The sequence below is a fragment of the Methylobacterium sp. UNCCL125 genome (genome assembly GCF_900116795.1).
Taxonomy (GTDB): Bacteria; Pseudomonadota; Alphaproteobacteria; order Rhizobiales; family Beijerinckiaceae; genus Methylobacterium; species Methylobacterium fujisawaense.
Map to the genome: position 1 here is coordinate 124,125 of NZ_FPBW01000004.1, position 21,725 is coordinate 145,849.

The window sequence follows — 21,725 nt, forward strand, 5'->3', positions numbered from 1 at the left end:
AGGGGCGCGGGAGAGACCGGCAAGCCGCTTCGGTGACGCGGGCCCGGTGCTGTTGCGCGTCAGGCGACCTTGCGCGGCACGAGACGCTCGCTGCCCAGCGCCGCCTCGGCCCCCGACACGCCGGCCTCCGTGTACTCGGCGTCCTCGTTGACCCGCCAGACGTCGTGCCGCCGCCGGCCGCAGAGGATGTTCTCCACGGTCAGCATCGCGGTCATCATCGCGTGGTCCTGGTTGTTGTACTTGTGCATGCCGTTGCGGCCGACGAGGTGCAGGGTCGGGAAATCCCGCTCCAGCTCCCGCCGCACGGTGACGACGTGGCCGGCATATTCCTCGTCGTAGACCGGGTAGGCCTTCGGCTGGCGGACCACGCAGGCATCGACCACGTCGGCCGGGTCGATCAGGCCGATCTGACCGATCTCGCGCTTGGCGAGCTCCACCAGCTCGGCATCGTCGGCGTTCCAGAGGCCGTCGCCCTCGAAGCAGAAATATTCGAGGCCCAGGCAGGTATGGTCCGCGTCCGGCACCATCTCGGGGGACCACGAGCGGAAATTCTGCACCCGGCCGACCTTCACCGACGGGTCGTGGATGTAGATCCAGTTGTCCGGGAAGTTCTTGTCGGACTTGGCGATCAGCGCCACCGTCAGGAAATCGCGGTACTTCAGCGCCCGGGCGTTGAAGGTGCTGAGCGGCCGCGGGCGGATCGCGTCGACCAGCTCACGGACCGGCGCGGACGAGATGACGTTGCGGGCCGTGAAGGTCTCGCGGCTGCCGTCGGCGCGGCGGGCCGCCACCGTCCAGATGCCGGTCCCGGCATCGTAGCTGAGGGAATCGACGCTGCGGTCGAGGCGCAGGTGGCCGCCCTGGGCCTCGATCTTGGCGGCGGCGGCCTCCCACATCATGCCGGGTCCCCGGCGCGGATAGCGGAACGACTCGATCAGCGTCTTGATGACGGGACCGCCGGCCGGGGCCCGCTTGCGCAGGCCCAGGGAGCGCTTGATGCCGTCGCGGATCGCCGCGCCGAGGTCGAGCCCCTTGATGCGCTGCGCCGCCCAGTCGGCCGAGATCGCGTCGCAGGACATGCCCCACACCTTCTCGGTGTAGGTCTTGAAGAAGATCGCGAACAGGCGCTCGCCGAACTGGTTGCGCACCCAGGCGTGGAAGGTCTTCGGCTCCTCGACCGGCCGCAGGCGGGCATAGAGGTAGGAGGCAACGCAGGCCGCACTGGTGAAGACGCCGAGGTTGCGGAGTGCTTCGAAGGCCTTGAGCGGGTAGGCGTAGTACCGGCCGCGATAGTAGATCCGGGACAGGCGCGGCCGCTCGATGAAGTCGTTGGGAAGGATCTCGTCCCAGAGATCGACCACGGCCTGCGACTTCGAGAAGAAGCGGTGGCCGCCGATATCGAACAGGTAGCCGTTGTGGGAAACGGTTCGCGAGATCCCGCCGACCTGCGCCGGATCCCGCTCCAGGACGGTGACGGAGCGCCCCTTCTTCGACAGCAGGTAGGCGGCGGTCAGACCCGCGGGCCCCGCGCCGATCACCAGCGTCTCGGTGTGGTGGCTCATCCCATGCTCCGGCGATTGGTGCGGCGCGCGACGCGCAGGACGCCGACCGGACGGCAGGATGCCGGGTCGTGGTTAAGGAATCGCTGGCGCGGCGGCGGGAACGCGCGGCCGATGTCCCTTGACCGCGCGTTAAGCCGAACCGCGCCAGCATGACGGCGAGGGCATCGACCGCCCGCCCGGGTGATCCAACCATGCCGGCTCCGGCGCCCCTGCCCTCCCGACCGCGCCGGCGGATCGAGACCCGCACGCTCCTGTGGGTGCTCGCCGCCCTCTGCATCGCGACGATGAACGCGCCCCACGCGGTGTGGGAGACGATCCGGCACCTGCGGGTTCCGGATACCGACGACGCCATGCGCCTCGTGGAAGTCCGCGACCTGCTGGCCGGACAGGGCTGGTTCGACAACGTCCAGTACCGGTTCCTGGCCCCGGCCGGCACGCCCAGCCACTGGTCGCGCCTCGTGGATGCGCCCATCGCGGCGATGATCCTGGGGCTCACGCCCCTGACAGGTCGCGCGCTGGCGGAAGGCCTCACAGCCGCCTTCTGGCCCATGGTGCTTTTCGGGCTCTACGGCTGGGTTCTGTATCGCGGCGTCCGGCACAGCTTCGGGAGCCGGGCCGCGCTCCTGGCCCTGGTGGCGGCGACGCAGACCTACGGTGTCACGATCCAGTTCCAGGCAGGCCGGGTCGATCATCACAATCTGCAGATCATCGCGATCCTCGGCCTCGCCTTCTGCATGATCGGCGGCGATCTGAAGCGGGGGGTGATCGGTGGGATTCTGGCCGCCGTCTCCCTGGCGATCGGGCTTGAGGGGCTGCCCTACGTGGCGCTGGCCGCCTTGTATCTCACGGGCGACTGGTGCCTGCGCGGAGCGCCCGCCCGTGCCCCGCTGGCGGGCTTTGGTCTCGGGCTCGGGGCCGCCGCGCCCGCATTGTTCGCCGTGCAGACAGCGCCTTCCCTCTGGGGTGTCTCGCACTGCGACGCGCTCTCGCCACCGTGGCTCTGGCTGACCGTGGGCGGCCTCGTCTTCGCCATCGGCGTCGCCGTCGCGGGAGAGCGCCTCGCGACGATCCGCGCCCGGCTCGCCCTCGCAGGCTTGGCCGGATGCGTCCTTCTGGTCGGGTTCGTCGGCGCCTTCCCGGCCTGCCTCGGCGGCCCCTTCCCGGACATGCCGCCTCTCGTGCGGATCCATTGGCTGCTGACCGTCAACGAGATGGCGCCACTGACGAAATTCGTGGCGCGCGGCCAGTGGGAGGCGCTGGTCTTCTATCCCGTCGTGATCCTCGCGACCTTCACCGCATCCGGGATGGCCTGGTGCGGGCCGGAGCGTCGGGCTTGGTCGGTGATGGCGCTGTTCCTGTGGCCCGGGCTGATCCTCGGCATCGTTCAGTTCCGCGGCCTCTACATCGCTTCCGGCTTCGTGCCGCTGGTGGCGGGCATCATCCTTGATCGGGCGCTGGCGCGCGCCGCAGGCCCGCCTGCCGATGGCCCACGCTGGCAGATCGCGCTCCTCGGCGCCGGAATGATCAGTTGCCTCTGGATGATCCCGGCGCTCCTGTTCGGAGCGTTGGCGCCGGACCTGCGCACCGCGCCGGATGCGGCCGAGGTCACAGCCTGCCTCAGCGATGCCGCCGTAAGCCCTCTCGCGGCCCTGCCGGAGGGCACCGTGCTGGCGCCGATCGTCCTGGGACCGTCGATCCTGTTGCGGACACCGCATAAGATCGTGGCCGCGCCGTATCACCGGGCGATTCCCGGACTCACGGCCGCAATCGAAGGGCTGGGCGGTACCGAGGCCGACCTCGACCGGGTGCTGACGGAGTTCGGCGTTCAATACCTCGTCGCTTGCCCGGCCCGGCCGGCCGACGATCTTCAGGCCGAGACGGCCTTCGCCACGCGACTCGCCCAGGGCAGCGTCCGGAGCGCCCGCCTGATGCCGCTGGACCTGCCTGGCCCTCTCAAGGCGTGGCGCGTGATGCCCTGAGCGTCAAAACAGGCGACGATCGAGACGGATGATCCGGCAAAGATCGCCGGCGGTCGCGGCCGGCGCGTGCGGCGCGCGGATGAGCAGGGCCTCAGAGCGTCCGAGAACGCCCAGCATGGAGGAATCCTGGCGCTGCTCGGCGGTCGCGATGGGCAGCTGGCCAGGTTCCACGGTGAGGCTCGCGCGCATGTAGTCGGCGCGGCCGTCATTCGCCGAAAGGTCGCGGCCGAGCCTCGCCGGCTCGCTGCGGTCGACGCCCGCCTGCGGATCCCCCTGGAGCGCACGGATGGCCGGGACCACGAACAGCAGCCCGCAGACGATCGACGAGACCGGATTGCCCGGCAATCCGATCACCAGCATGTCGCCGAGGCGGCCGTGCATCAGCGGCTTGCCCGGACGGAGGGCGACCCGCCAGAACCCGAGGTCCAGTCCCTCCTTGGCGAGCGCGCTCTGAACCAGATCGTGGTCGCCGACGGAGGCGCCCCCGAGGGTCACGAGCAGGTCGGCCCGCGCCTCGCGGGCCCGACGGAACGCATCCGCCAGGGCGGCGTGGTCGTCGGCCGCGATTCCGAGATCGATGATGTCGGCACCCGCCTCCGCCGCGAGGGCCGCCAGCGCGAGGCTGTTCGAAGCGACGATCTGGTCCCAGCCGGGCGTCGCCCCGGGCTCCACCAACTCATCACCGGTGGCGAGGATCGCAACCCGCGGCCTCCGCCGCACGGAGAGGCGCGGATGGCCAGCCGCCGCGGCCAGCGCCAAGCGCCGGGCGTCGAGGCTCATGCCGGCCGGGATCATGGTTTCGCCCGCAATAAAATCGAGGCCCGCCCGACGGATGAACCGCATCGGCTCGACCGGCTCGAGGACGCGCACCGTCCCATCCTCCGCGGACGCATTCTCCTGGATCAGAATCGCATCCGCACCCTCCGGAACCGGCGCGCCGGTAAAGATCCGCACCGTCTCGCCTGCGCCAATGCGTCCCGAGAAGCCGTGTCCGGCCGCACTGGTGCCGATCATCCGCAGAGATGCCCCCACCTCTGAGGCGTCGGCGCTGCGCACGGCGTAGCCGTCCATGGCCGAGGCCGGGAACGGCGGCTGTGTACGGAAGGCACCGACATCCGCGGCGAGCGTCCGGCCGGCAGCCTGCGCCAGCGGCACGGTTTCGGGTTCGACCGGACCGGCGACGCTCGCGAGAACGCGCGCCAGCGCCTCGGCGACCGGGATCAGGTCGCTCATTCCTGCGGGGCCCGATACGCGCCCGAGCGACCGCCGTCCTTTGCGATGAGGCGTATGCCCTCGATGCGCATGCCGCGATCGACCGCTTTCACCATGTCGTAGACCGTCAGGCAGGCCACCGAGACCGCGGTCAGGGCCTCCATCTCGACACCCGTCGGACCCTGCACCCGGACTTCCGCGGCGATGCGCAGGCCCGGCAGCGCCGCGTCGGGCTCGCACTCGACTCGGACCTTCGACAGCAGCAGCGGGTGACAGAGGGGGATCAACTCGTGGGTGCGCTTGGCCGCCATGATGCCGGCGAGTCGCGCCGTGCCGATCACGTCCCCCTTCTTGGCGTCGCCCTCGCGGATCAGCGCCAGAGTCTCGGGCCTCATCACGATCTGGCCTTCCGCCCGGGCGGTCCGGTCGGTGGCGGGCTTGTCGGTGACGTCGACCATGTTGGCCGCGCCGCTGGTGTCGAGATGGGTCAGCGTCGAGCCCGGCTCCATCGCTTAAGCCTTCTTCCGCGGCTTGCCGCCCTTGGTCTCCGCATCGCCGAACAGCAGGGTCCGGGCCGCCTTCGCGACGTCCGGCTGCCGCATCAGGCTCTCGCCGACCAGCACCACGCCGAGGCCGTTGTCCCGGAGACGCACCACGTCGGCATGGTCGCCGATCCCGCTCTCGGCCACGGCGATGCGATCGGCCGGTATGCCCGGCGCGAGCCCGATCGCGGTCTCGAACGACACCTCGAAGGTCTTGAGATTGCGGTTGTTGATGCCGATCAGGGCCGTACCGAGGGGGATCGCCCGGGTCAGCTCGGCCGCGTCATGCACCTCGACCAGGACATCCATGCCGAGGAGATTCGCCGTCTCAACCAGGGCCACGGCCTCGTCGTCGTCGAGGCAGGCCATGATGACCAGAATGCAGTCGGCGCCCCAGGCCCGCGCTTCGTAGACCTGATAGGGCTCGAACAGGAAGTCCTTGCGCAGCACCGGAAGCCCGCAGGCTTCGCGCGCCGCCGTCAGGTACTCGGGCCGGCCCTGGAACGAGGGCTCGTCGGTGAGCACCGACAGGCAGGTCGCGCCGCCGGCTTCGTAGGCGGCGGCCAGGGTGGCCGGATCGAAATCGGCGCGGATCAGGCCCTTGGAAGGCGAGGCCTTCTTCACCTCGGCGATGAGCGCCGGGCGGTCCTCGGCGAGGTGGGCGCGGATCGCCGCCGCAAAACCGCGCACCGGCTCCGCCTGCGCGACCCGCCGTTCCAGCTTGGCGAGCGGCACGCGCAGCTTCGCTTCGGCGATCTCGCGGCGCTTGTAGGCCTCGATCCGCGCGAGGACGTTCGGCCGCTCGGGCGGCGCCTCGGCGCCGGTCTGCTGGGTCGCGTCGTGCGTCAGCGAGCTCATCGGCCCTCCTCCCCGTTGGAGTGGTCGTTCGAAGCCCGGACAAGGCGGGCGAGCGTCGCCCGGGCCGCCCCGGAATCGACGGCATCCTGCGCCCGCGCGACGCCGTCCGCCAGGGCCTGCGCGGCACCCGCGACGACGAGGGCAGCCCCCGCATTGAGAACCGCGATATCCCGGTAGGCGTTGCGGGCGCCGGCCAGAACGGCCTCAAGCGCCCGGGCATTGTCGGCCGGATCGCCGCCGCGCAGTTCCTCGGGGGCGCGCAGCGCCAGCCCGAATTCCCGCGGGTCGATGGTGAAGCGAGACAGCCTGCCGTGATCGAGGGCCACCACCCGCGTCGGACCCGTGACGGTGATCTCGTCGAGCCCGTCGGACCCGTGGACGGTCCAGACCCGGCGGCTGCCGAGTTCCGAAAGGACGCGCGTCAGCGGTTCGGCCAGCGCCTCCTGGGCGACGCCGAAGAGCTGATAGCCGACGCCGGCCGGGTTGCTGAGCGGGCCCAGCAAATTGAAGATCGTCCGGACAGGCAGTTCGGAGCGAACCGCCGCCACGTGTCGCATCGCCGGGTGATGGGCCTGGGCGAACAGGAAGCAGAGACCGGCCTCGTCGAGGCAGCGCACCTGCCCGGCCGGATCGAGGCCCAGACGGACGCCCAAAGCCGCGAGCACGTCGGCCGCGCCCGACCGGGAGGTCGCGGCGCGATTCCCGTGCTTGGCCACCGGCACGCCGCAAGCGGCCACCAGGATGGCGGCCAGCGTCGAGACGTTGACGCTGCCGGAATGGTCGCCGCCGGTGCCGACGACGTCGATAGCGTTCGCGGGCGCCGCGACGCGCGTCATGCGTTGCCGCATGGCCTCGGCGGCGCCGACGATCTCGTCGACGGTCTCGCCGCGCACCTTAAGGGCGGTGAGGAAGGCGCCGGCCTGGACCGGCGTCACCTCGCCCGACAACAGGTCGTCGAAGGCGGCACGGGCCTCGGCACGGTCGAGGGCGAGGCCCCCGGCGACCTTCGCGAGATGGGGTCTGAAACGATCCATGGCTTCTGACGGAGGGCCGCCCCGGCCTCCCGGCGTCAATGCACGTCGGCACGCGTCCTGTCACGCGCCGTATTCCAGGCCGTGGCAAGATCGAAAAAGTTCTTCACGATCTCCGTGCCGTGCTGCGACCGGATGCTCTCGGGATGGAACTGGACGCCATGGAGCGGACGCTCGGCATGCTCGAGCCCCATGATCAGGCCGTCCGCCTCCGCGGTGACCCGCAACGCGGCCGGGCAGGTCGCACGATCGACCACGAGGGAGTGGTAGCGGGTCGCCTCGAAGCTGTCGTTCAGGCCGCGGAACAGGCCGCGGGCTCCGTGCCGGATCGTCGATACCTTGCCGTGGAGCGGCAGGGGCGCCCGCACGACATCGCCGCCGAACGCTTGTCCGATGGCCTGGAGACCCAGGCACACGCCGAAAATCGGGATCTCCTCGGACAGATCACGGACCACGTCGAGGCAGATACCCGCCTCCGTGGGCGTGCATGGCCCGGGCGACAGCACGATCGCGTCCGGCGCCCTGGCGCGGATGTCGGGGATCGTGAGCGCGTCGTTGCGCACGACATCGACGGTCCCGCAGAGCGGACCGATCAGGTGCACGAGATTCCAGGTGAAGGAATCGTAGTTGTCGATGACGAGGACGTTGGGCATCGCGGCGGCACGCTCGGGCATGCAGGCGATGTGACCGCTCGCATTCGCGCGGTCAACCATCCCCGTCGTTCGGCAATCGGATCGGGCGCGGAACCGGTTCGCGGCCCCGCCTACTGCCCCCGTTTCGCCTGCGCGGCGAACCGCACCGCCTCCTCGGCGGCGCGGAACAGCGCCTTGGCCTTGTTGACGCATTCCTGCTGCTCGGAGGCAGGATCCGAATCGTACACGATCCCTGCCCCGGCCTGGACGTGCATCTGACCATCCTTCACCACCGCGGTGCGCAGGACGATGCAGGTGTCCATCTCGCCCCGGGCACCGAAATAGCCGATGCAGCCCGCATACGGCCCGCGCTTCTCGCGCTCCAGCTCGTCGATGATTTCCATGGCCCGCACCTTCGGCGCCCCCGAGACCGTCCCGGCCGGGAAGCCCGCCGCCAGCGCGTCGAGGGGATCGTGGCGTGGATCGAGGTCGCCCTCGACATTCGACACGATGTGCATGACCTGGCTGTAGCGCTCGATGAAGAACGAGTCGGTTACCCGGACGCTGCCGATCCGCGAAACCCGGCCGGCATCGTTGCGGCCGAGATCGAGCAGCATGAGGTGCTCGGCCCGCTCCTTCGGATCGGCAAGGAGTTCCTCGGCGAGCGCGGCATCCTCGGCCGGGGTTGCGCCGCGGCGGCGGGTTCCGGCGATCGGGCGAACCGTGACGGTCCCCTCGCGCACCCGGACGAGGATCTCCGGCGACGAGCAGACGATCTGGAACGTCTCGAAATCGAGATAGCACAGGAACGGCGCCGGATTCGTGCGCCGGAGGGAGCGGTACAGGCTGAAGGCCGGCAGGGTGAACGGCGCCGAGAAGCGCTGGGACAGCACCACCTGGAACACGTCGCCCGCGACGATGTACGCCTTGGCGCGCGCCACCATGGCGGCGAACGCGTCCGGCGACGTGTTGGAGACCGGCTCGGGATGGGCGACCGCCGACAGGTCCACCCGCGCCTCGATCGGCAAGGGACCTTCCAGGGCGGCGGCGACCCGGTCGAGACGCTGAAGCGCCTCCTCATAGGCGGCCCGGGCCGTCGTCCCGGCCGTGGGCCTCACCGGCGACACAACGGTGATCAGGTCGCGGATGGAATCGAAAACCACCATGACCCGCGGACGCATCAGGATGGCGTCCGGCACGCCGAGGGGATCCGGGTTCGGCTCCGGCAGCCGCTCCATGGCGCGGACCATGTCGTAGCCGAGATAGCCAAATAGACCGGCCGCCATCGGCGGCAGATCCTGGCCGTCGGCTTCTTCGCCGATGGCGCTCTCGGCGATCAGCGCCCGCAGGCTCGCCAGCGGTGCCCGGTCATCCGGCTCAAACCGGGTGAGGTCGGCACCGCGCGCGATCGCGGGCGCGCCATCCCGGCAGCGCCAGATCAGGTCCGGGTCGAGGCCGATCATGGAGTATCGGCCGCGCACGGCACCACCCTCGACCGATTCGAGGAGGAAGGCCGGACCGGAATGGCCGGCGCGCAGCTTGAGGAACGCCGCGACCGGCGTCTCCAGATCCGCGACGAGGCTGACCGCGACGAGGCTCGGCTGCCTGGCCTCGTAGCGCGCCGCGAAGGCCGCATAATCGGGCGCTTCGGCCATGCCTCAATACTCGCCGCCGATGGCGCGGCGCAGGGCCGCCGGATCGACCTTGACGCCCGCGTTCTTCTGAACCTCGCTGATGTACTGAGACAGGACGTCGTCGGCGAGGGCGGCCTGGAAGCTCTGCGTGATCTGCTTGTCGCTGGGGCTGTCGGCCACGAAGGCCGGAACCGTCGCCGCCGTGACCTTGAACACCGCGCGCGAATCTCCGGCCGCCGCCGTACCGGCCTTGCCGACCGGGGTCGCGAAGATCAGGTTCACGTCATCCGGCTTGAGCATGTCCTTGGCTTGATTGCGTGCGAGATCCTGCGCCTCCTGCAGGTTGACGCCGACCTCCTGCGCTGCAGCCTCCATGGTCTCGCCCTTGTTGATCTTCTCGACCAGCTCGCGCCCCTTGGCCTGAAGGCGCTTGGCGATCTCGGTCGCGGTCCAGCCGGCCTTCACGCCGTCCTTGACCTCATCGAGGGGCTTGTCGTGGGCGGCATCGATTCCGGTGACGTCGTACCAGACGTAGCCGCCGGTCTTGGTGCGCAGAGGCTCGTTGTCGCCGCCGATCTCGGCGCGGAACAGAGCCGGCACAGTGGTGTCCGGATCGGGGATGTCGGCGACCCGTTGCCCGTCCGGTCCCTTGCCGTTCACGTCGACGGCCTTGACGCTGACGATCTTGAGACCACGCTCCGCCGCGATGTCGGCGAGGGGCTTTGCACCGGCCCGCTGATCCTCGATCGCGTCGCGGGTGGTCTCCATCGCGTCGCGGGCGCGGGCCAGGGCGAGGCCCTTGCGGATCTCACCCTCCACGGCCTCGAAGGGCTTCACCGTCCCGGGTTCGATCTTGGTGACCCGCAGCAACACCGTGCCGAAGCGGCCCTGGACGGGCTGGCTCACACCGCCCTCCGGCAGCGCGAAGGCCGCGTCGGCCACCGCCTTGTCGAACAGCTCGCTCTTCGTCAGCGTTCCGAGGGTCAGGTCCTTGTCGTCGGTGCCGCGCTCCGTCGCCACCGCCTCGAACGTCTTGGCGCCGTCGGTGATCGCCTTGCGGGCCGCCTCGGCGGCAGCCGGGTCGGGGAAGACGATCTGCTGGATGGTGCGTTTCTCGGGCGCGCCGTAACGATCCTTGTTGAGCGCGTAGGCGGCGCGGGCGTCGGCCTCGGTGATCGCGTCCGGCTTCGCCATCGCCTCGGGTTCGACCACGAGGAGGTTGACCGCGCGGAATTCCGGCGCCCGGAAACCGGACTTGTTGGCCTCGTACCAAGTCTTCAATTCGTCGTCGGTCGGCTCGGGGATCTGCCCGGCGACCGAGGGCGTCAGCATCAGGTAGGCGGCGGCACGGCGCTCGGTGGTGTAGCGGTGGACCGCCTCCCGCATGGCGACCGGCACATGCAGGTCCGACGACACCGCCTCGGCGAGTTGCAGACGGGCGATCACGGAGCGCTGCTCGCGCACGAACATGCCCTCGTTGAGACCCGCCCGCTGCAGGGTCTGGTAGAAGAGCTGCGGCTCGAACTGGCCCTGCGCGTTCTGGAAGCTCTTCTCCTCGTGGATCGCCTTGATCACCGCGGAATCCGGCACGACGAGGCCGAGATCGTGGGTCTTCTGATCGAGGGCGGCCTCGGTGATCAGCTGGGACATCACCTGCCGGTCGAGGCCGAGCATCCGCGCCTGATCGGGCGTGAGGGGACGCTTCAACTGCGTCTGATAGCGCTGCAGCTGGTTCTGATAGGCTTGGCGCACCTGCTCGGCGGTGATCGGCGTGCTGCCAACGGTCGCCACCTTGTTGCTCGCGCCGCCGCGGAAGAACTCCTCGACGCCGAAGATCCCGACGCCGGCGATCAGCAGCGTGAAGATGATCGTCAAGACGATCTTGCCGAGCCAGTGCTGGCTGGCGTTGCGGATGCCCTGAAGCATGGTCTGTGATCGAGTACCTTCGGCAGCCGTCCCGTCGCCGGGCCGGCGCTGTTCCTGAGAGCCGACCGCGATAGACCATTCGCGTCCACAGGCAAAGACTCAGGCGCTTCGGCGCGTTTGCGCGCTCAAGCTCGCTCTGGTAGGCCCCGGCAACTTCGGGAAACGCCGCGGCGGAGCGAGGGCAGGAATGACGCAATCGGGGCGCAGGCCGCTTGTCGCCGGCAACTGGAAGATGAACGGAACCCGGGCATCCATCCAGGTGGTCGAAGCGATTCGCGACGGGCTCTCGCCCGACCTCGCGGCCCGCATCGACGTGCTGATCTGCCCGCCCGCGACGCTGATCGGCTCCTGCGTGGCGGCCGCCGCCGGCTCGCCCATCGCCATCGGCGGCCAGAACCTCCATGCCCGCCCCAGCGGCGCCTTCACCGGCTCGATCTCGGCCGAGATGCTCGCCGATCTCGGCGCGCAATACGTGATCGTCGGTCATTCCGAGCGTCGGGCCTACCACCACGAGACCGATGACGGCGTCCACGCCAAGGCGCTGGGTGCCCGGCGTGCCGGCTTGTGCGGCATCATCTGCGTCGGCGAGACCATCGAGGAGCGCGAGCAAGGCCGGGCCCTCGACATCGTCCGGGCGCAGCTCGCCATCGGCCTGCCGAAGGGCGCCACAGCGGCCGATACGGTGATCGCCTACGAGCCGGTCTGGGCGATCGGCTCGGGCCGGACACCGACGCCGCGCGACATCGCTGAAGTCCACGCATCCCTGCGCGAGATGCTCGACAAGCTCGTGGGCGACGAGGCGCACAAGATCCGCATCCTCTATGGCGGCTCGGTGAAGCCCGGAAATGCCCGCGAACTTCTGTCGGTGGATAACGTCGACGGCGCCCTGGTGGGCGGCGCGAGTCTCGTGGCCGCGGATTTCCTGGGGATCTGCGCCGCCTACGCCTGAGCGCGCCTCCGGCGGTTCGATGCGCTCGCGGCGCTTGCCGTTGTCACGCGCCGCAGGGAGATCCCTGTCCTTGCAAGGCCTTAATGGGGCGGCACCGGACTGCTCCGCCGGCGCAGGCGGAGCGGCGATCGCACGGAGGCGCTGTCAGATCTTGAAGGCCTGACGCGCGAGCAGCCGCCAGCGGCCCTGATCCCGGTGCCAGACCTGCATCACGCCGATATGCACCGGCGCCGTCTTGCCGCCCGAGACGACCTCGCCCGTGAAGACATGGCGGGCGACGGCGTCGTCGCCGACCACCGAGACGGAGCGGTCCGAAAGAGTGATGCTCGGGAAGGCCGAGCGCTTGCTGGTGAGCGTTTCGACGAACGCCGTCTTGTCCTGCACCTGACCGCTGGAATGTCCGTAGCTCAGACCGTCGAGGACCAGGGCGTCGAGGGCCGGCCCGTCCGCGGCCAGCAGGGCTTGGGTCAGAGCGTCGACGGCCTGCTCCACGGCGGCGGCGTCGGGCCCGGCGGCCGTGCCGGGGACGGCGCGGATCAGAACGGGCGCGGCGATGGCGGCAACGAGCGCCACCCGGCGTGACACGGACATGGTTGGCCTCCCGGACGGGGCGGCGCGTTCGATCGGCCGCTCTCTCCCGTCCAGAAACCACGCGGCGCGGCCGAAGGCGAGGGGCGCCGCCGGCAGCCGGCCGCGCGCGTCAGGTTGGCGGCGGGCGGCCGGTGGTGTATGCCGTCGCCCAATTCCGGCCGGTCCGCCCGCAAAGTCGCCCACGAGGCTTCCGCTGCACGCATGCGTGACGGGGAGCATCGGAAGCGGCGGCGGGCTCCGGCCCTCGTGCGTTCGTCTCCCGGTGCCCGCTGCCGGCGCGCGGCGCTGAAGAAGATCCCGGAACACAGATGCAGACCGTCCTGATCGTCGTCCACCTCATCATCGTCCTCGCGCTGATCGGCGTCGTGCTGCTTCAGCGCTCCGAGGGCGGCCTCGGGCTCGGCGGCGGGGGCGGCGGCGGCGTCGCGGGGTTCATGACCGGCCGTGGCCAGGCCAACGCCCTGACCCGGGCCACGGCGATCCTGGCGGCCCTGTTCTTCTCCACCAGCCTGGCGCTCGCCATCCTGTCGCATCGCTCCGCGGCGCCGAAATCGATCCTCGATACCGGCGCGCCGCAGACGTCGGGCCAGCCCGCCAAGCAGCCGACCGGCGCCGACAACCTGCTCGACACGCTCCGCCAGCAACAGGACCGGGTGCCCGCCACGGCGCCGGCCCAGCCGGCCGCGCCCGCCCAGCCGGCGGTCCCGGACGCGCCGCAATCCCGCTGACGGGCTGCGCTCGGAACGGCGCAGCGTCTCATTCCATCTCCGACGGGCCGGCACTCAGCCGGTCCGTGCCATGCGTTCCATGATCCCCAGCCCATGCGCGGGCCGGGGCACGGGTCGTTTGGCAAACGGCAGCAGCTTCTTTATGGACCGAGGCCCATGACGCGGTACGTTTTCATCACCGGCGGCGTGGTCTCCTCCCTCGGCAAGGGGCTCGCCTCCGCAGCCCTGGCGGCGGTGCTGCAGGCCCGCGGCTACCGGGTCCGGATGCGCAAGCTCGACCCCTATCTGAACGTTGATCCGGGCACGATGAGCCCGACTCAGCACGGCGAGGTGTTCGTCACCGACGACGGCGCCGAGACCGATCTCGACCTCGGGCATTACGAGCGCTTCACCGGGGTCCCGGCGAGCCGGGCCGACAACATCACCACGGGCCGGATCTACCAGGACATCATCGCCAAGGAACGCCGCGGCGACTATCTCGGCGCCACGATCCAGGTGATTCCGCACGTCACCAACGCGATCAAGGACTTCGTTCTCGACGGCAACGACGCGTTCGATTTCGTGCTCGTCGAGATCGGCGGCACCGTGGGCGACATCGAAGGGCTGCCGTTCTTCGAGGCGATCCGCCAGCTCGGCCAGGAACTGCCCCGCGGCACCTGCTGCTACGTCCACCTGACGCTCTTGCCCTACATCCCGTCCGCGGGCGAACTGAAGACCAAGCCGACGCAGCATTCCGTGAAGGAGCTGCGCTCCATCGGCATCCAGCCCGACATCCTGCTCTGCCGCTGCGACCGGGACATCCCGGTCGATGAGCGCCGCAAGCTCGCGCTGTTCTGCAACGTCCGCGAGACCGCGGTGATCGAGGCGCGGGACGTGGCGTCGATCTACGAGGTGCCGCTCTCCTACCGGACAGCCGGCCTCGACCGCGAGGTGCTCGGCCATTTCGGCCTGGAGCACGGCGAGGAGCCGGATCTCGGCCGCTGGCGGACGATCTCCGAGCGCGTGCGCAACCCCGAGGGCGAGGTCTCCATCGCCATCGTTGGCAAGTACACGGGGCTCAAGGACGCCTACAAGTCGCTGACCGAGGCGCTGACCCACGGTGGCATCAGCCATCGGGTCAAGGTCAACCTCGAATGGATCGAGGCCGAGGTGTTCGAGCGCGAGGATCCCGCGCCGTTCCTGGAGGGCCTGAACGGAATCCTGGTGCCGGGCGGGTTCGGCCAGCGCGGCGCCGAGGGCAAGATCCGCGCGGCCCGCTACGCGCGCGAGAAGCGCATCCCCTATCTCGGGATCTGCTTCGGGATGCAGATGGCCGTCATCGAGGCCGCCCGCTCGCTCGCGGGAATGCCGGAAGCCAATTCCACGGAGTTCGGCGAGACGTCCGAGCCGGTGGTCGGCCTGCTCACCGAGTGGCTGCGCGGCAACGAGCTGGAGCGGCGGGCTGCAGCTGGCGATCTCGGCGGCACGATGCGGCTCGGCGCCTATGAGGCGAAGCTCGATCCCACATCCAAGATCGCCCAGATCTACGGGTCCGAGCAGATCTCGGAGCGCCACCGCCACCGCTACGAGGTCAACATGGCCTATCGCGAGCGGCTGGAGGCCAAGGGCCTGCGCTTCTCCGGCGTCTCCCCCGACGGCCTCCTCCCCGAGACCGTGGAGCATGTCGGGCACCCGTGGTTCATCGGCGTGCAGTTCCACCCGGAGCTGAAGTCGCGCCCCTTCGAGCCACACCCGCTGTTCAAGGGCTTCGTCGGCGCCGCGATCGAACAGAGCCGGCTGGTCTGAGCCGCGGCGGCGCGCCGCTGCTCGCGCGGCGGGCTGGAGCCCTATATCCTCGGCATCGTGACCGAGATCCTCTTCTACCATATGCAACGGCAGCCCCTGGAACGGGTGCTGCCGAGCCTCGTCGAGCGCTCGCTGGACCGCGGCTGGCAGGCCGCGATCCAGGCCGCCAGCGAGGAGCGCCTGCAGGCGCTGGACGACCACCTCTGGACCTATTCCGACGAGAGTTTCCTGCCGCACGGGACCGATCGCGAGCCCGACGCGGCGAGCCAGCCGGTGGTGCTGACCCTTCGGGACGTGAACCCGAACGCGGCCTCGATCCGCTTCCTCGTCGAGGGCGCCGACCTGCCGCCCGATGCCGGCACGTATGAGCGGATCTGTATCCTGTTCGACGGGACCGATCAGGACGCCCTCCTGAGGGCGCGTGAGCGGTGGAAGCAGGCCAAGGAGGCGGGCCACACGGTCGCCTACTGGCAGCAGGACGATTCCGGACGCTGGAACAAGAAGGCGTGATGGTGGCCCTTAACAGACGTCTCGCGCGCGCCGCGCTCGCCTTCGGCATGCTCATCGCCCTGCCCTCTGCCGGCTGGGCAGAGGAGGCGCCGCACGGACATCCGCCCGCGGAGAGCAAGCCGGCACCGCGCGGGCCGGACGGACGACGCCTGCCGCCGGATTCCGTCACGAAGCAGAGCGTCACGCTGCCTGACGGCAGGGTCCTCGACTTCACCGCCACGGCCGGCAGCCTGCCGCTCGTCGACGAGGCCGGCAAGCTGCAGGCCGAGATCGCCTTCGTGGCCTACACGGTGGCGTCCAAGGACGGCCAGGAGCGCCCGGTGACCTTCGCGGTCAATGGCGGCCCGGGCGCCGCGTCGGCCTACCTCAACATCGGGGCGATCGGCCCCTGGCGGCTGCCCGTCGGCGGCGACAGCATCAGCCCGTCGCAGCCGGTCACGCTCACGCCCAACGACGGGACGTGGCTCGGCTTCACCGATCTCGTCTTCATCGACCCCGTCGGCACCGGCTACAGCCGGGCCGCGGACGGCAACGGCAAGGCCTACTGGTCGATCGAGTCCGACGCCGCGACCCTCTCGGCAGCCATCGCCCGCTACCTGCGCAACAACGATCGTCTAGCGAGCCCGAAGTTCTTCGTCGGCGAGAGCTATGGCGGGTTCCGCGGCCCGCTGATCACGGAGAAGCTCCAGGAAGAGATCGGCGTCGGCCTGTCGGGGATGGTGCTGCTCTCGCCGGTGCTCGACTTCGGGTGGCTGGAGACCCCGCGGGCCAATCCCTGGGGCTACGTGCTGAAGTTGCCGTCGCTGGCGGCCGGTGCGCTGGAGCGGGCCGGGACGGTACCCACGCCGGCCTTGCTGGGGGATGCCGAGGCTTACGCATCCGGTGCCTATCTAACGGATCTCCTGAAGGGGCCGAGCGATTCCGCGGCGGTTGCGCGGATGACCGAGAAGGTCGCCCCGCTGGTCGGGCTCGATCCCGCCCTGGTCCGCGCGCAGGCGGCGCGCCTCTCGACCCGAAGCGTCCAGCGGGAGATCGATCGTGCCGAAGGTCGCGTGACGAGCGCCTACGACACCGGCATCACCGGCTGGGACCCGAATCCGGCCGCCGCGCAATCGAGCTTCGAGGATCCCCAGCTCACCGCGCTCCAGGCGCCGCTGACCAGCGCGATGCTCGATCTCTACGCGCGCACGCTGAAATGGCCCGTGGCCAACATGCGCTACGAGCTCCTGAACAATGCGGTCAATCGGGGCTGGAGCTGGGGCTCGGGAAGACAGGCACCGGAGGTGCTGTCGAACCTTCAGGGAACCCTAGCCCTCGACGGGCACCTGCGTGTCCTCGTGGCGCACGGATTCACCGATCTCGTAACCCCGTATTTCGCCTCGAAGCTCCTGCTGGCGCAGGTCCCGGCCTACAGTGCCGGTCGCCTGAGCCTCGCAGTCTATCCCGGAGGCCACATGTTCTACACGCGTCCGGATTCCCGCGCCGCCTTCAAGGCGGATGTCGAACGGATGTACACGGACGCCCTGAAGGTCCGCGATGGCGGCTCGGCGCGTTCGGCCGGCGCACCCGCGGAACGTCTCAGGACCGCACCGTGACGTGTTCGGTCGGGATGCAGGCAGCGGGGTCGTCGCCGGTCGGATCGTGACCGGCGCGACCGATCAGACATCGTCGAAGGCGAGAGCTTCGGCCGGGTACTCCACCATGCTCCGGCGCTGAGCGGCGGTATTCTGCCACTCGCCGACTTTCATGTACCGGCCTTCGCGATCGCGAACCTCGACCACTTTCCCGATTGTGGGAATCGACTGGAAGCCCTGCGGCCAATTGGACGCGAAGTAGAACACCTGCTCGACGCGCTCCGAGAGATGGCAGATCGCCGGCCCGAAGGTTCCGAGCCCGAAGACGAGGTAGCGGCCGTTCACCAATGCGGCGACATCGGAGATCAGCGATTCGCTCTGGATCTCTACGGGCAGGCCGCGCTGTGCCGCATAGGCCTCCACTTCTGCAATGACCGGGTTGAGACGGTTCTCGAAGACGAGCTTGACGGAACGGATGCGGCCCTCGGCCTGCAGCCGGTCGATGACCATCCGGTAGAAGGCGAAGGGCGGCTGCGGATAGTGCGGGTCGACCCAGGTGCTGAAAATGTCGCCCGACCGGATATGGATCAGGAGCTGATCGTCGGGCTTGGCCGCAAATGTCCGCGGCAGGCCGTTGAACAGGGGCCTGATCACATCCTGAACGATCGCGCGCGAGTCGATCGGGCCCTGCAGCGCCGTCACCCGCTCGAACTGCGTCGGATCGAAATACAAGCCGGACAGGAAGTAGCCGTCCGGCGGAAGCGGCTCGTCCGGCGGAATGAACGTGATGCCGTCGCAGGTCAGCCTCTGGGTCAGAAAGATCACCTTGCTGCGGTCGACCTTCGGGACCTTGATGTATTTCAGGTTGAGCGCCTTCGCGATCGAGACCGCGATGATGTACTGCACGAGGCAGTTGCCGAAGGCGCCGTTCTCGAACAGCGACAGGCCGACGAGGTTGCGGCTAGCGCGGCCAGGCGCGGCTTCGAGATTGTAGGTGACGTAGACGTTAGCGCCGGGCTTCTCGTTCAGGAGCGTGATGTCGAGCCCGAGTAGCGCCCGCAGGGCGATGAGGTCGATGGCGGCTTCATCGGCGCGGATGTCGACGCCTGCGACGAGCGCCGGATCCGGCACCGCGATCCGCACGAGACGCGCCCAGGCCCGCTCGTCGGCTCCGATGGCGGCCACGAGGGCGCCCGGCTTGGCGGTCCAGCCGACGATGTCGGGCGCGGACCACGTGACGCCGTCCTGCGAGACCTCGACGGCCACATCGCCGACCTCGGGCGCGACAGTATCCTGTACGGGTCGCAGCGCGACGGCGCGGATCGGAAAACGACCGTCCAGATCGATCTCGAGCCAGGCGGTGCCTTCGTCCTGTACGATCCGGGGGGCGCGGCCGGTGGCGAGATCGACGAGGACCGGGCTCGGATCGTCTGCGAGGGCCATCGGGTCTCCGAGAACTGAGCGGAGGTGCCCATGCCGGGCCGGCCGGGCATCCGGTGCGGCGGTGCCCGCATCGGGGCGCGGACGTCAAGCCCGGCCACCCGCGAAGGGACGCACGGGAATCCGAACGGATCTGGCGCCGCTCCGTTGTGTCGTCGCCGGCATGCGTCTACAACGTGCCGGTGACGGTGCCCTGGCAACGGGGTGAAAAGGGAATGCGGTGAGGGGTTTCGCCCCGATTCCGCGGCTGCCCCCGCAACTGTGAGCGGCGAGCGCCTGCCAAGCGCCACCGGAGCGATCCGGGAAGGCGGTGGGCGCGCCGAGCCGCGAGCCAGGAGACCTGCCGTCGCAACAGGATCCCGCAATGCCGCCGGTGGGGCGGCTGGAGACACTCGACGATGACCGCTCAGACCCTCGCCCCCGTCGCCGCCGGTACCCGCTCGTCGGAGCGTCCGGTCGCCGTCGCGCTCGCGGCCATGCTGGGCCTCGGCCTGCTGTTCATGGCGGGTTTCTCGCCGGCGATCGCGTTCCACAACGCGGCGCACGACTTCCGCCATACCCAGAACTTCCCCTGTCACTGACGCCCTCGGCGCAGGGATGATCATTCGGCTTCTGTCGGCGGCCCTGGCCGCCGGCTTCTTCGCGGCTGCCGTTGTGACGGGCCTCGAACTCACGCTGACCTCGCCGCTGATCGTCGCGGCCGAGCGCTACGAGCAGCAGGAACCCTCGCATCAGGCCGCGAAGGCCCTTCCGATCGTGCTCGCCCATGCCGGGCATGACCACGCCGCACCCGCCGCGGCACCGGAATGGCAGCCCGGCCCCGGACTGCCGCGGATGGCCTTCACCGGTCTTGCGACCCTCGTCGGCGGCGTCGGCTACGCCCTGCTGCTCGGCGCGGTGATGATCGCCTGCGGCCGCGAGCCGACGCCGCAGGTCGGTCTCGCCTTCGCGGTGGCGGGCTTCGCCAGCGTCGCCCTCGCGCCGGGCCTCGGCCTGCCGCCGGAACTGCCCGGCAGCGCCGCTGCACCGCTGGCCGCGCGGCAGGCTTGGTGGGTGATGACCGCGGCGGCGACCGGAATGGGACTCTACCTGATCACGATCCGCCGTGCTCTGATCACGATCCTGGGTGGCCTCGTCCTGATCATAACCCCCCACGTCGTCGGCGCCCCGCAGGCGCCGGAGGGCGCGTCGGAGCTTCCGGCCGCGCTGGCCGCACAGTTCGCCGCCCGGTCGCTGGCGATCAGCTTCGTCTTCTGGATCTTGATCGGGTTGGGGCTCGGCTGGGCGTGGCAGGCGTTTTCCCGCGACACGCAACGGGGAACGGCCCGTGCCTGAGACCGTCCTGTACGTCTGCACGACCTGCCGCCGTCCGGACGACGATCCGGATGGACCGCGCGCCGGAGCACGCCTTCTGGAGGCGCTTCAGGCCCGGAGCGCCGGCACGCCGGACCTGCGGATCGAGGCGGTGGAATGCCTGTCGGTCTGCAAGCGGCCCTGCACCGTGGCGGTCGCCTCGGCCGACCGCTGGACCTACGTCTACGGCGACATGGATCCGGCCGCCTCGGCGGAGACCATCCTCGCCGGGCTCGCGGCCTATGCGGCGACCTCGGACGGCATCGTGCCCTGGCGCGAGCGTCCGGAGGCCTTCCGCAAGGGCGTGATCGCCCGCATCCCCCCGTTCCCTGAACCCCGCCCGCTCCCCGCCGGCACCCTGGAGGCCGCGGAATGACCATCGTGAACAAGATCCCCTGCACCATCGTCACGGGCTTCCTCGGAGCCGGCAAGACGACATTGGTCCGCCACGTGGTCGAGAACGCCAGGGGGCGCCGCCTCGCCATCCTGGTCAACGAGTTCGGCGACGTCGGCTTCGACAAGTCCTTCCTCGCCGCCTGCGGGGTCGAAGGCTGCACCGAAGAAGCTATCGTCGAGCTGCCGAATGGCTGCATCTGCTGCACGGTCGCGGACGATTTCGTTCCGGCGCTGGAGACTCTCCTCGGCCGCGCCGAGCCGCCGGAGCACATCCTGATCGAGACCTCGGGCCTCGCGCTGCCGAAGCCGTTGGTTCAGGCGTTCCAGTGGCCGGCGATCCGCTCGCGGGTCACCGTCGACGGGGTCGTCGCAGTGGTCGACGGCCCGGCCGTCGCCGCCGGCGTCTTCGCGGACGATCCGGAGGCACTGGCCGCCCAGCGGGCCGCGGACCAATCGGTCGATCACGACAATCCGCTGGAAGAGGTCTTCGAGGACCAACTCCTCTGCGCCGACCTCGTGGTCCTCAACAAGGCCGACCTCATCGATGCCCCGACCCGCACTCGGGTGCGTGCCGAGGTGGAAGGCCACCTGCCCCGGGCCGTGAAGGTGGTGGAGACCGAGAACGGCGTCATCGACCCGCGGGTGCTGCTCGGTCTCGCGGCGGCCGCCGAGGACGATCTCGATTCCCGTCCGTCGCATCACGGCGAGGGCGAGGATCACGACCACGACGACTTCGAGACCGTGGCGCTGCCCGTCCGCCCCGCGATCACGGCGGGCGATCTGGCGGCCCGGGTCGAGAAGGCAGCCGAGATCCCGGGCGTCCTGCGGATCAAGGGTTTCGCCGAGGTCGAGGGCAAGGCGATGCGCCTCGTGGTGCAGGGGGTCGGCCGGCGCGTGGCCCACCATTTCGACCGGCCGTGGAAGTCCGGGGAGGCCCGGGACGGCAACCTCGTGGTGATCGGCCTCAAGGGGTTCGACCAGCGCGCCGTCGCTGCGGCCCTCGCGGGATGACGGCCGCCGCGC

The 21,725-nt window shown here is 70.0% G+C and carries 20 protein-coding genes and 1 riboswitch; of the genes, 10 read left to right on the forward strand and 10 right to left on the reverse strand.

Going from position 1 to position 21,725, the window contains the following annotated elements:
- Nucleotides 1-59: 59 nt before the first annotated feature.
- Entirely contained in the window at nucleotides 60-1,562 is a 1,503-nt protein-coding gene (locus tag BM396_RS04215; RefSeq protein ID WP_043378513.1) for an NAD(P)/FAD-dependent oxidoreductase, read from the reverse strand.
- A gap of 191 nt (nucleotides 1,563-1,753) precedes the next feature.
- Between BM396_RS04215 and BM396_RS04220 the strand changes: the two genes are divergently transcribed.
- Nucleotides 1,754-3,541, forward strand: a complete 1,788-nt coding sequence (locus BM396_RS04220) for a hypothetical protein (RefSeq protein WP_043378516.1) — start codon at nucleotides 1,754-1,756, stop codon at nucleotides 3,539-3,541.
- A gap of 3 nt (nucleotides 3,542-3,544) precedes the next feature.
- Here BM396_RS04220 and glp read toward each other — a convergent pair whose 3' ends face one another.
- The 7 genes from glp to BM396_RS04255 all read right to left on the reverse strand — a co-directional run bounded on the left by glp (nucleotide 3,545) and on the right by BM396_RS04255 (nucleotide 11,376).
- The gene (gene glp, locus BM396_RS04225) at nucleotides 3,545-4,774 is read right to left on the reverse strand and encodes a molybdopterin molybdotransferase MoeA (protein WP_043378519.1); all 1,230 of its coding nucleotides are present in this window, start codon (nucleotides 4,772-4,774) and stop codon (nucleotides 3,545-3,547) included.
- Nucleotides 4,771-5,262 (reverse strand): cyclic pyranopterin monophosphate synthase MoaC, encoded by a 492-nt coding sequence (moaC, locus tag BM396_RS04230; protein WP_043351646.1) that lies wholly within the window; start codon nucleotides 5,260-5,262, stop codon nucleotides 4,771-4,773. The genes glp and moaC overlap by 4 nt, the downstream gene beginning before the upstream one ends.
- Before the next feature lie 3 nt (nucleotides 5,263-5,265).
- Nucleotides 5,266-6,153 (reverse strand): indole-3-glycerol phosphate synthase TrpC, encoded by an 888-nt coding sequence (gene trpC, locus BM396_RS04235; protein ID WP_043378522.1) that lies wholly within the window; start codon nucleotides 6,151-6,153, stop codon nucleotides 5,266-5,268.
- The gene (gene trpD / locus BM396_RS04240) at nucleotides 6,150-7,187 is read right to left on the reverse strand and encodes an anthranilate phosphoribosyltransferase (RefSeq protein WP_043378524.1); all 1,038 of its coding nucleotides are present in this window, start codon (nucleotides 7,185-7,187) and stop codon (nucleotides 6,150-6,152) included. Before trpD ends, trpC begins: the two co-directional genes overlap by 4 nt.
- Before the next feature lie 35 nt (nucleotides 7,188-7,222).
- Nucleotides 7,223-7,837 carry an anthranilate synthase component II gene (locus BM396_RS04245; protein ID WP_043378963.1) on the reverse strand — a complete coding sequence of 205 codons (615 nt, stop codon included), beginning with the start codon at nucleotides 7,835-7,837 and terminating at the stop codon, nucleotides 7,223-7,225.
- A gap of 110 nt (nucleotides 7,838-7,947) precedes the next feature.
- Nucleotides 7,948-9,471: an anthranilate synthase component I gene (trpE, locus tag BM396_RS04250; protein ID WP_043378527.1), complete on the reverse strand. Its 1,524-nt coding sequence runs from the start codon at nucleotides 9,469-9,471 to the stop codon at nucleotides 7,948-7,950.
- Between the two features lie 3 nt (nucleotides 9,472-9,474).
- Nucleotides 9,475-11,376 carry a peptidylprolyl isomerase gene (locus BM396_RS04255; RefSeq protein WP_043378530.1) on the reverse strand — a complete coding sequence of 634 codons (1,902 nt, stop codon included), beginning with the start codon at nucleotides 11,374-11,376 and terminating at the stop codon, nucleotides 9,475-9,477.
- 187 nt (nucleotides 11,377-11,563) lie between these two features.
- Here BM396_RS04255 and tpiA point away from each other — a divergent pair, with 187 nt between their 5' ends.
- Complete coding sequence (gene tpiA / locus BM396_RS04260) at nucleotides 11,564-12,325, forward strand: triose-phosphate isomerase (protein WP_043348827.1); 762 nt, start codon at nucleotides 11,564-11,566, stop codon at nucleotides 12,323-12,325.
- 144 nt (nucleotides 12,326-12,469) lie between these two features.
- Here the strand turns inward: tpiA and BM396_RS04265 are convergent, their stop codons facing one another.
- A complete protein-coding gene (locus tag BM396_RS04265; protein WP_043378533.1) occupies nucleotides 12,470-12,916 on the reverse strand; it encodes a nuclear transport factor 2 family protein in 447 nt (148 codons plus the stop codon).
- Nucleotides 12,917-13,224: 308 nt separating this feature from the next.
- On the opposite strand from BM396_RS04265, the gene secG reads away from it, so the two are divergent.
- From secG to BM396_RS04285, 4 genes are all read left to right on the forward strand, one after another.
- Nucleotides 13,225-13,644: a preprotein translocase subunit SecG gene (gene secG, locus BM396_RS04270; RefSeq protein ID WP_043378536.1), complete on the forward strand. Its 420-nt coding sequence runs from the start codon at nucleotides 13,225-13,227 to the stop codon at nucleotides 13,642-13,644.
- Nucleotides 13,645-13,800: 156 nt separating this feature from the next.
- The gene (locus BM396_RS04275; RefSeq protein ID WP_043378539.1) at nucleotides 13,801-15,429 is read left to right on the forward strand and encodes a CTP synthase; all 1,629 of its coding nucleotides are present in this window, start codon (nucleotides 13,801-13,803) and stop codon (nucleotides 15,427-15,429) included.
- Nucleotides 15,430-15,486: 57 nt separating this feature from the next.
- Nucleotides 15,487-15,939 (forward strand): DNA polymerase III subunit chi, encoded by a 453-nt coding sequence (locus BM396_RS04280; protein WP_043378542.1) that lies wholly within the window; start codon nucleotides 15,487-15,489, stop codon nucleotides 15,937-15,939.
- Nucleotides 15,939-17,534, forward strand: coding sequence for a S10 family peptidase (locus BM396_RS04285; protein ID WP_210281158.1), 1,596 nt, complete (start codon nucleotides 15,939-15,941; stop codon nucleotides 17,532-17,534). The genes BM396_RS04280 and BM396_RS04285 overlap by 1 nt, the downstream gene beginning before the upstream one ends.
- 63 nt (nucleotides 17,535-17,597) lie before the next feature.
- Here BM396_RS04285 and BM396_RS04290 read toward each other — a convergent pair whose 3' ends face one another.
- Nucleotides 17,598-18,956: a discoidin domain-containing protein gene (locus BM396_RS04290; protein WP_043378544.1), complete on the reverse strand. Its 1,359-nt coding sequence runs from the start codon at nucleotides 18,954-18,956 to the stop codon at nucleotides 17,598-17,600.
- Between the two features lie 166 nt (nucleotides 18,957-19,122).
- A riboswitch (cobalamin riboswitch) is annotated at nucleotides 19,123-19,316 on the forward strand.
- Nucleotides 19,317-19,351: 35 nt separating this feature from the next.
- Between BM396_RS04290 and BM396_RS04295 the strand changes: the two genes are divergently transcribed.
- The 4 genes from BM396_RS04295 to cobW are packed head-to-tail and all read left to right on the forward strand — an operon-like array spanning nucleotide 19,352 to nucleotide 21,713.
- Nucleotides 19,352-19,534 (forward strand): CbtB domain-containing protein, encoded by a 183-nt coding sequence (locus BM396_RS04295; RefSeq protein ID WP_043348844.1) that lies wholly within the window; start codon nucleotides 19,352-19,354, stop codon nucleotides 19,532-19,534.
- 16 nt (nucleotides 19,535-19,550) lie between these two features.
- Nucleotides 19,551-20,288, forward strand: coding sequence for a CbtA family protein (locus tag BM396_RS04300; protein ID WP_043378547.1), 738 nt, complete (start codon nucleotides 19,551-19,553; stop codon nucleotides 20,286-20,288).
- Entirely contained in the window at nucleotides 20,281-20,682 is a 402-nt protein-coding gene (locus tag BM396_RS04305; RefSeq protein ID WP_043378550.1) for a DUF1636 domain-containing protein, read from the forward strand. Before BM396_RS04300 ends, BM396_RS04305 begins: the two co-directional genes overlap by 8 nt.
- On the forward strand, nucleotides 20,679-21,713 hold the full coding sequence (gene cobW / locus BM396_RS04310; RefSeq protein ID WP_043378553.1) for a cobalamin biosynthesis protein CobW: 1,035 nt from the start codon (nucleotides 20,679-20,681) through the stop codon (nucleotides 21,711-21,713). The genes BM396_RS04305 and cobW overlap by 4 nt, the downstream gene beginning before the upstream one ends.
- Nucleotides 21,714-21,725 lie beyond the last annotated feature (12 nt).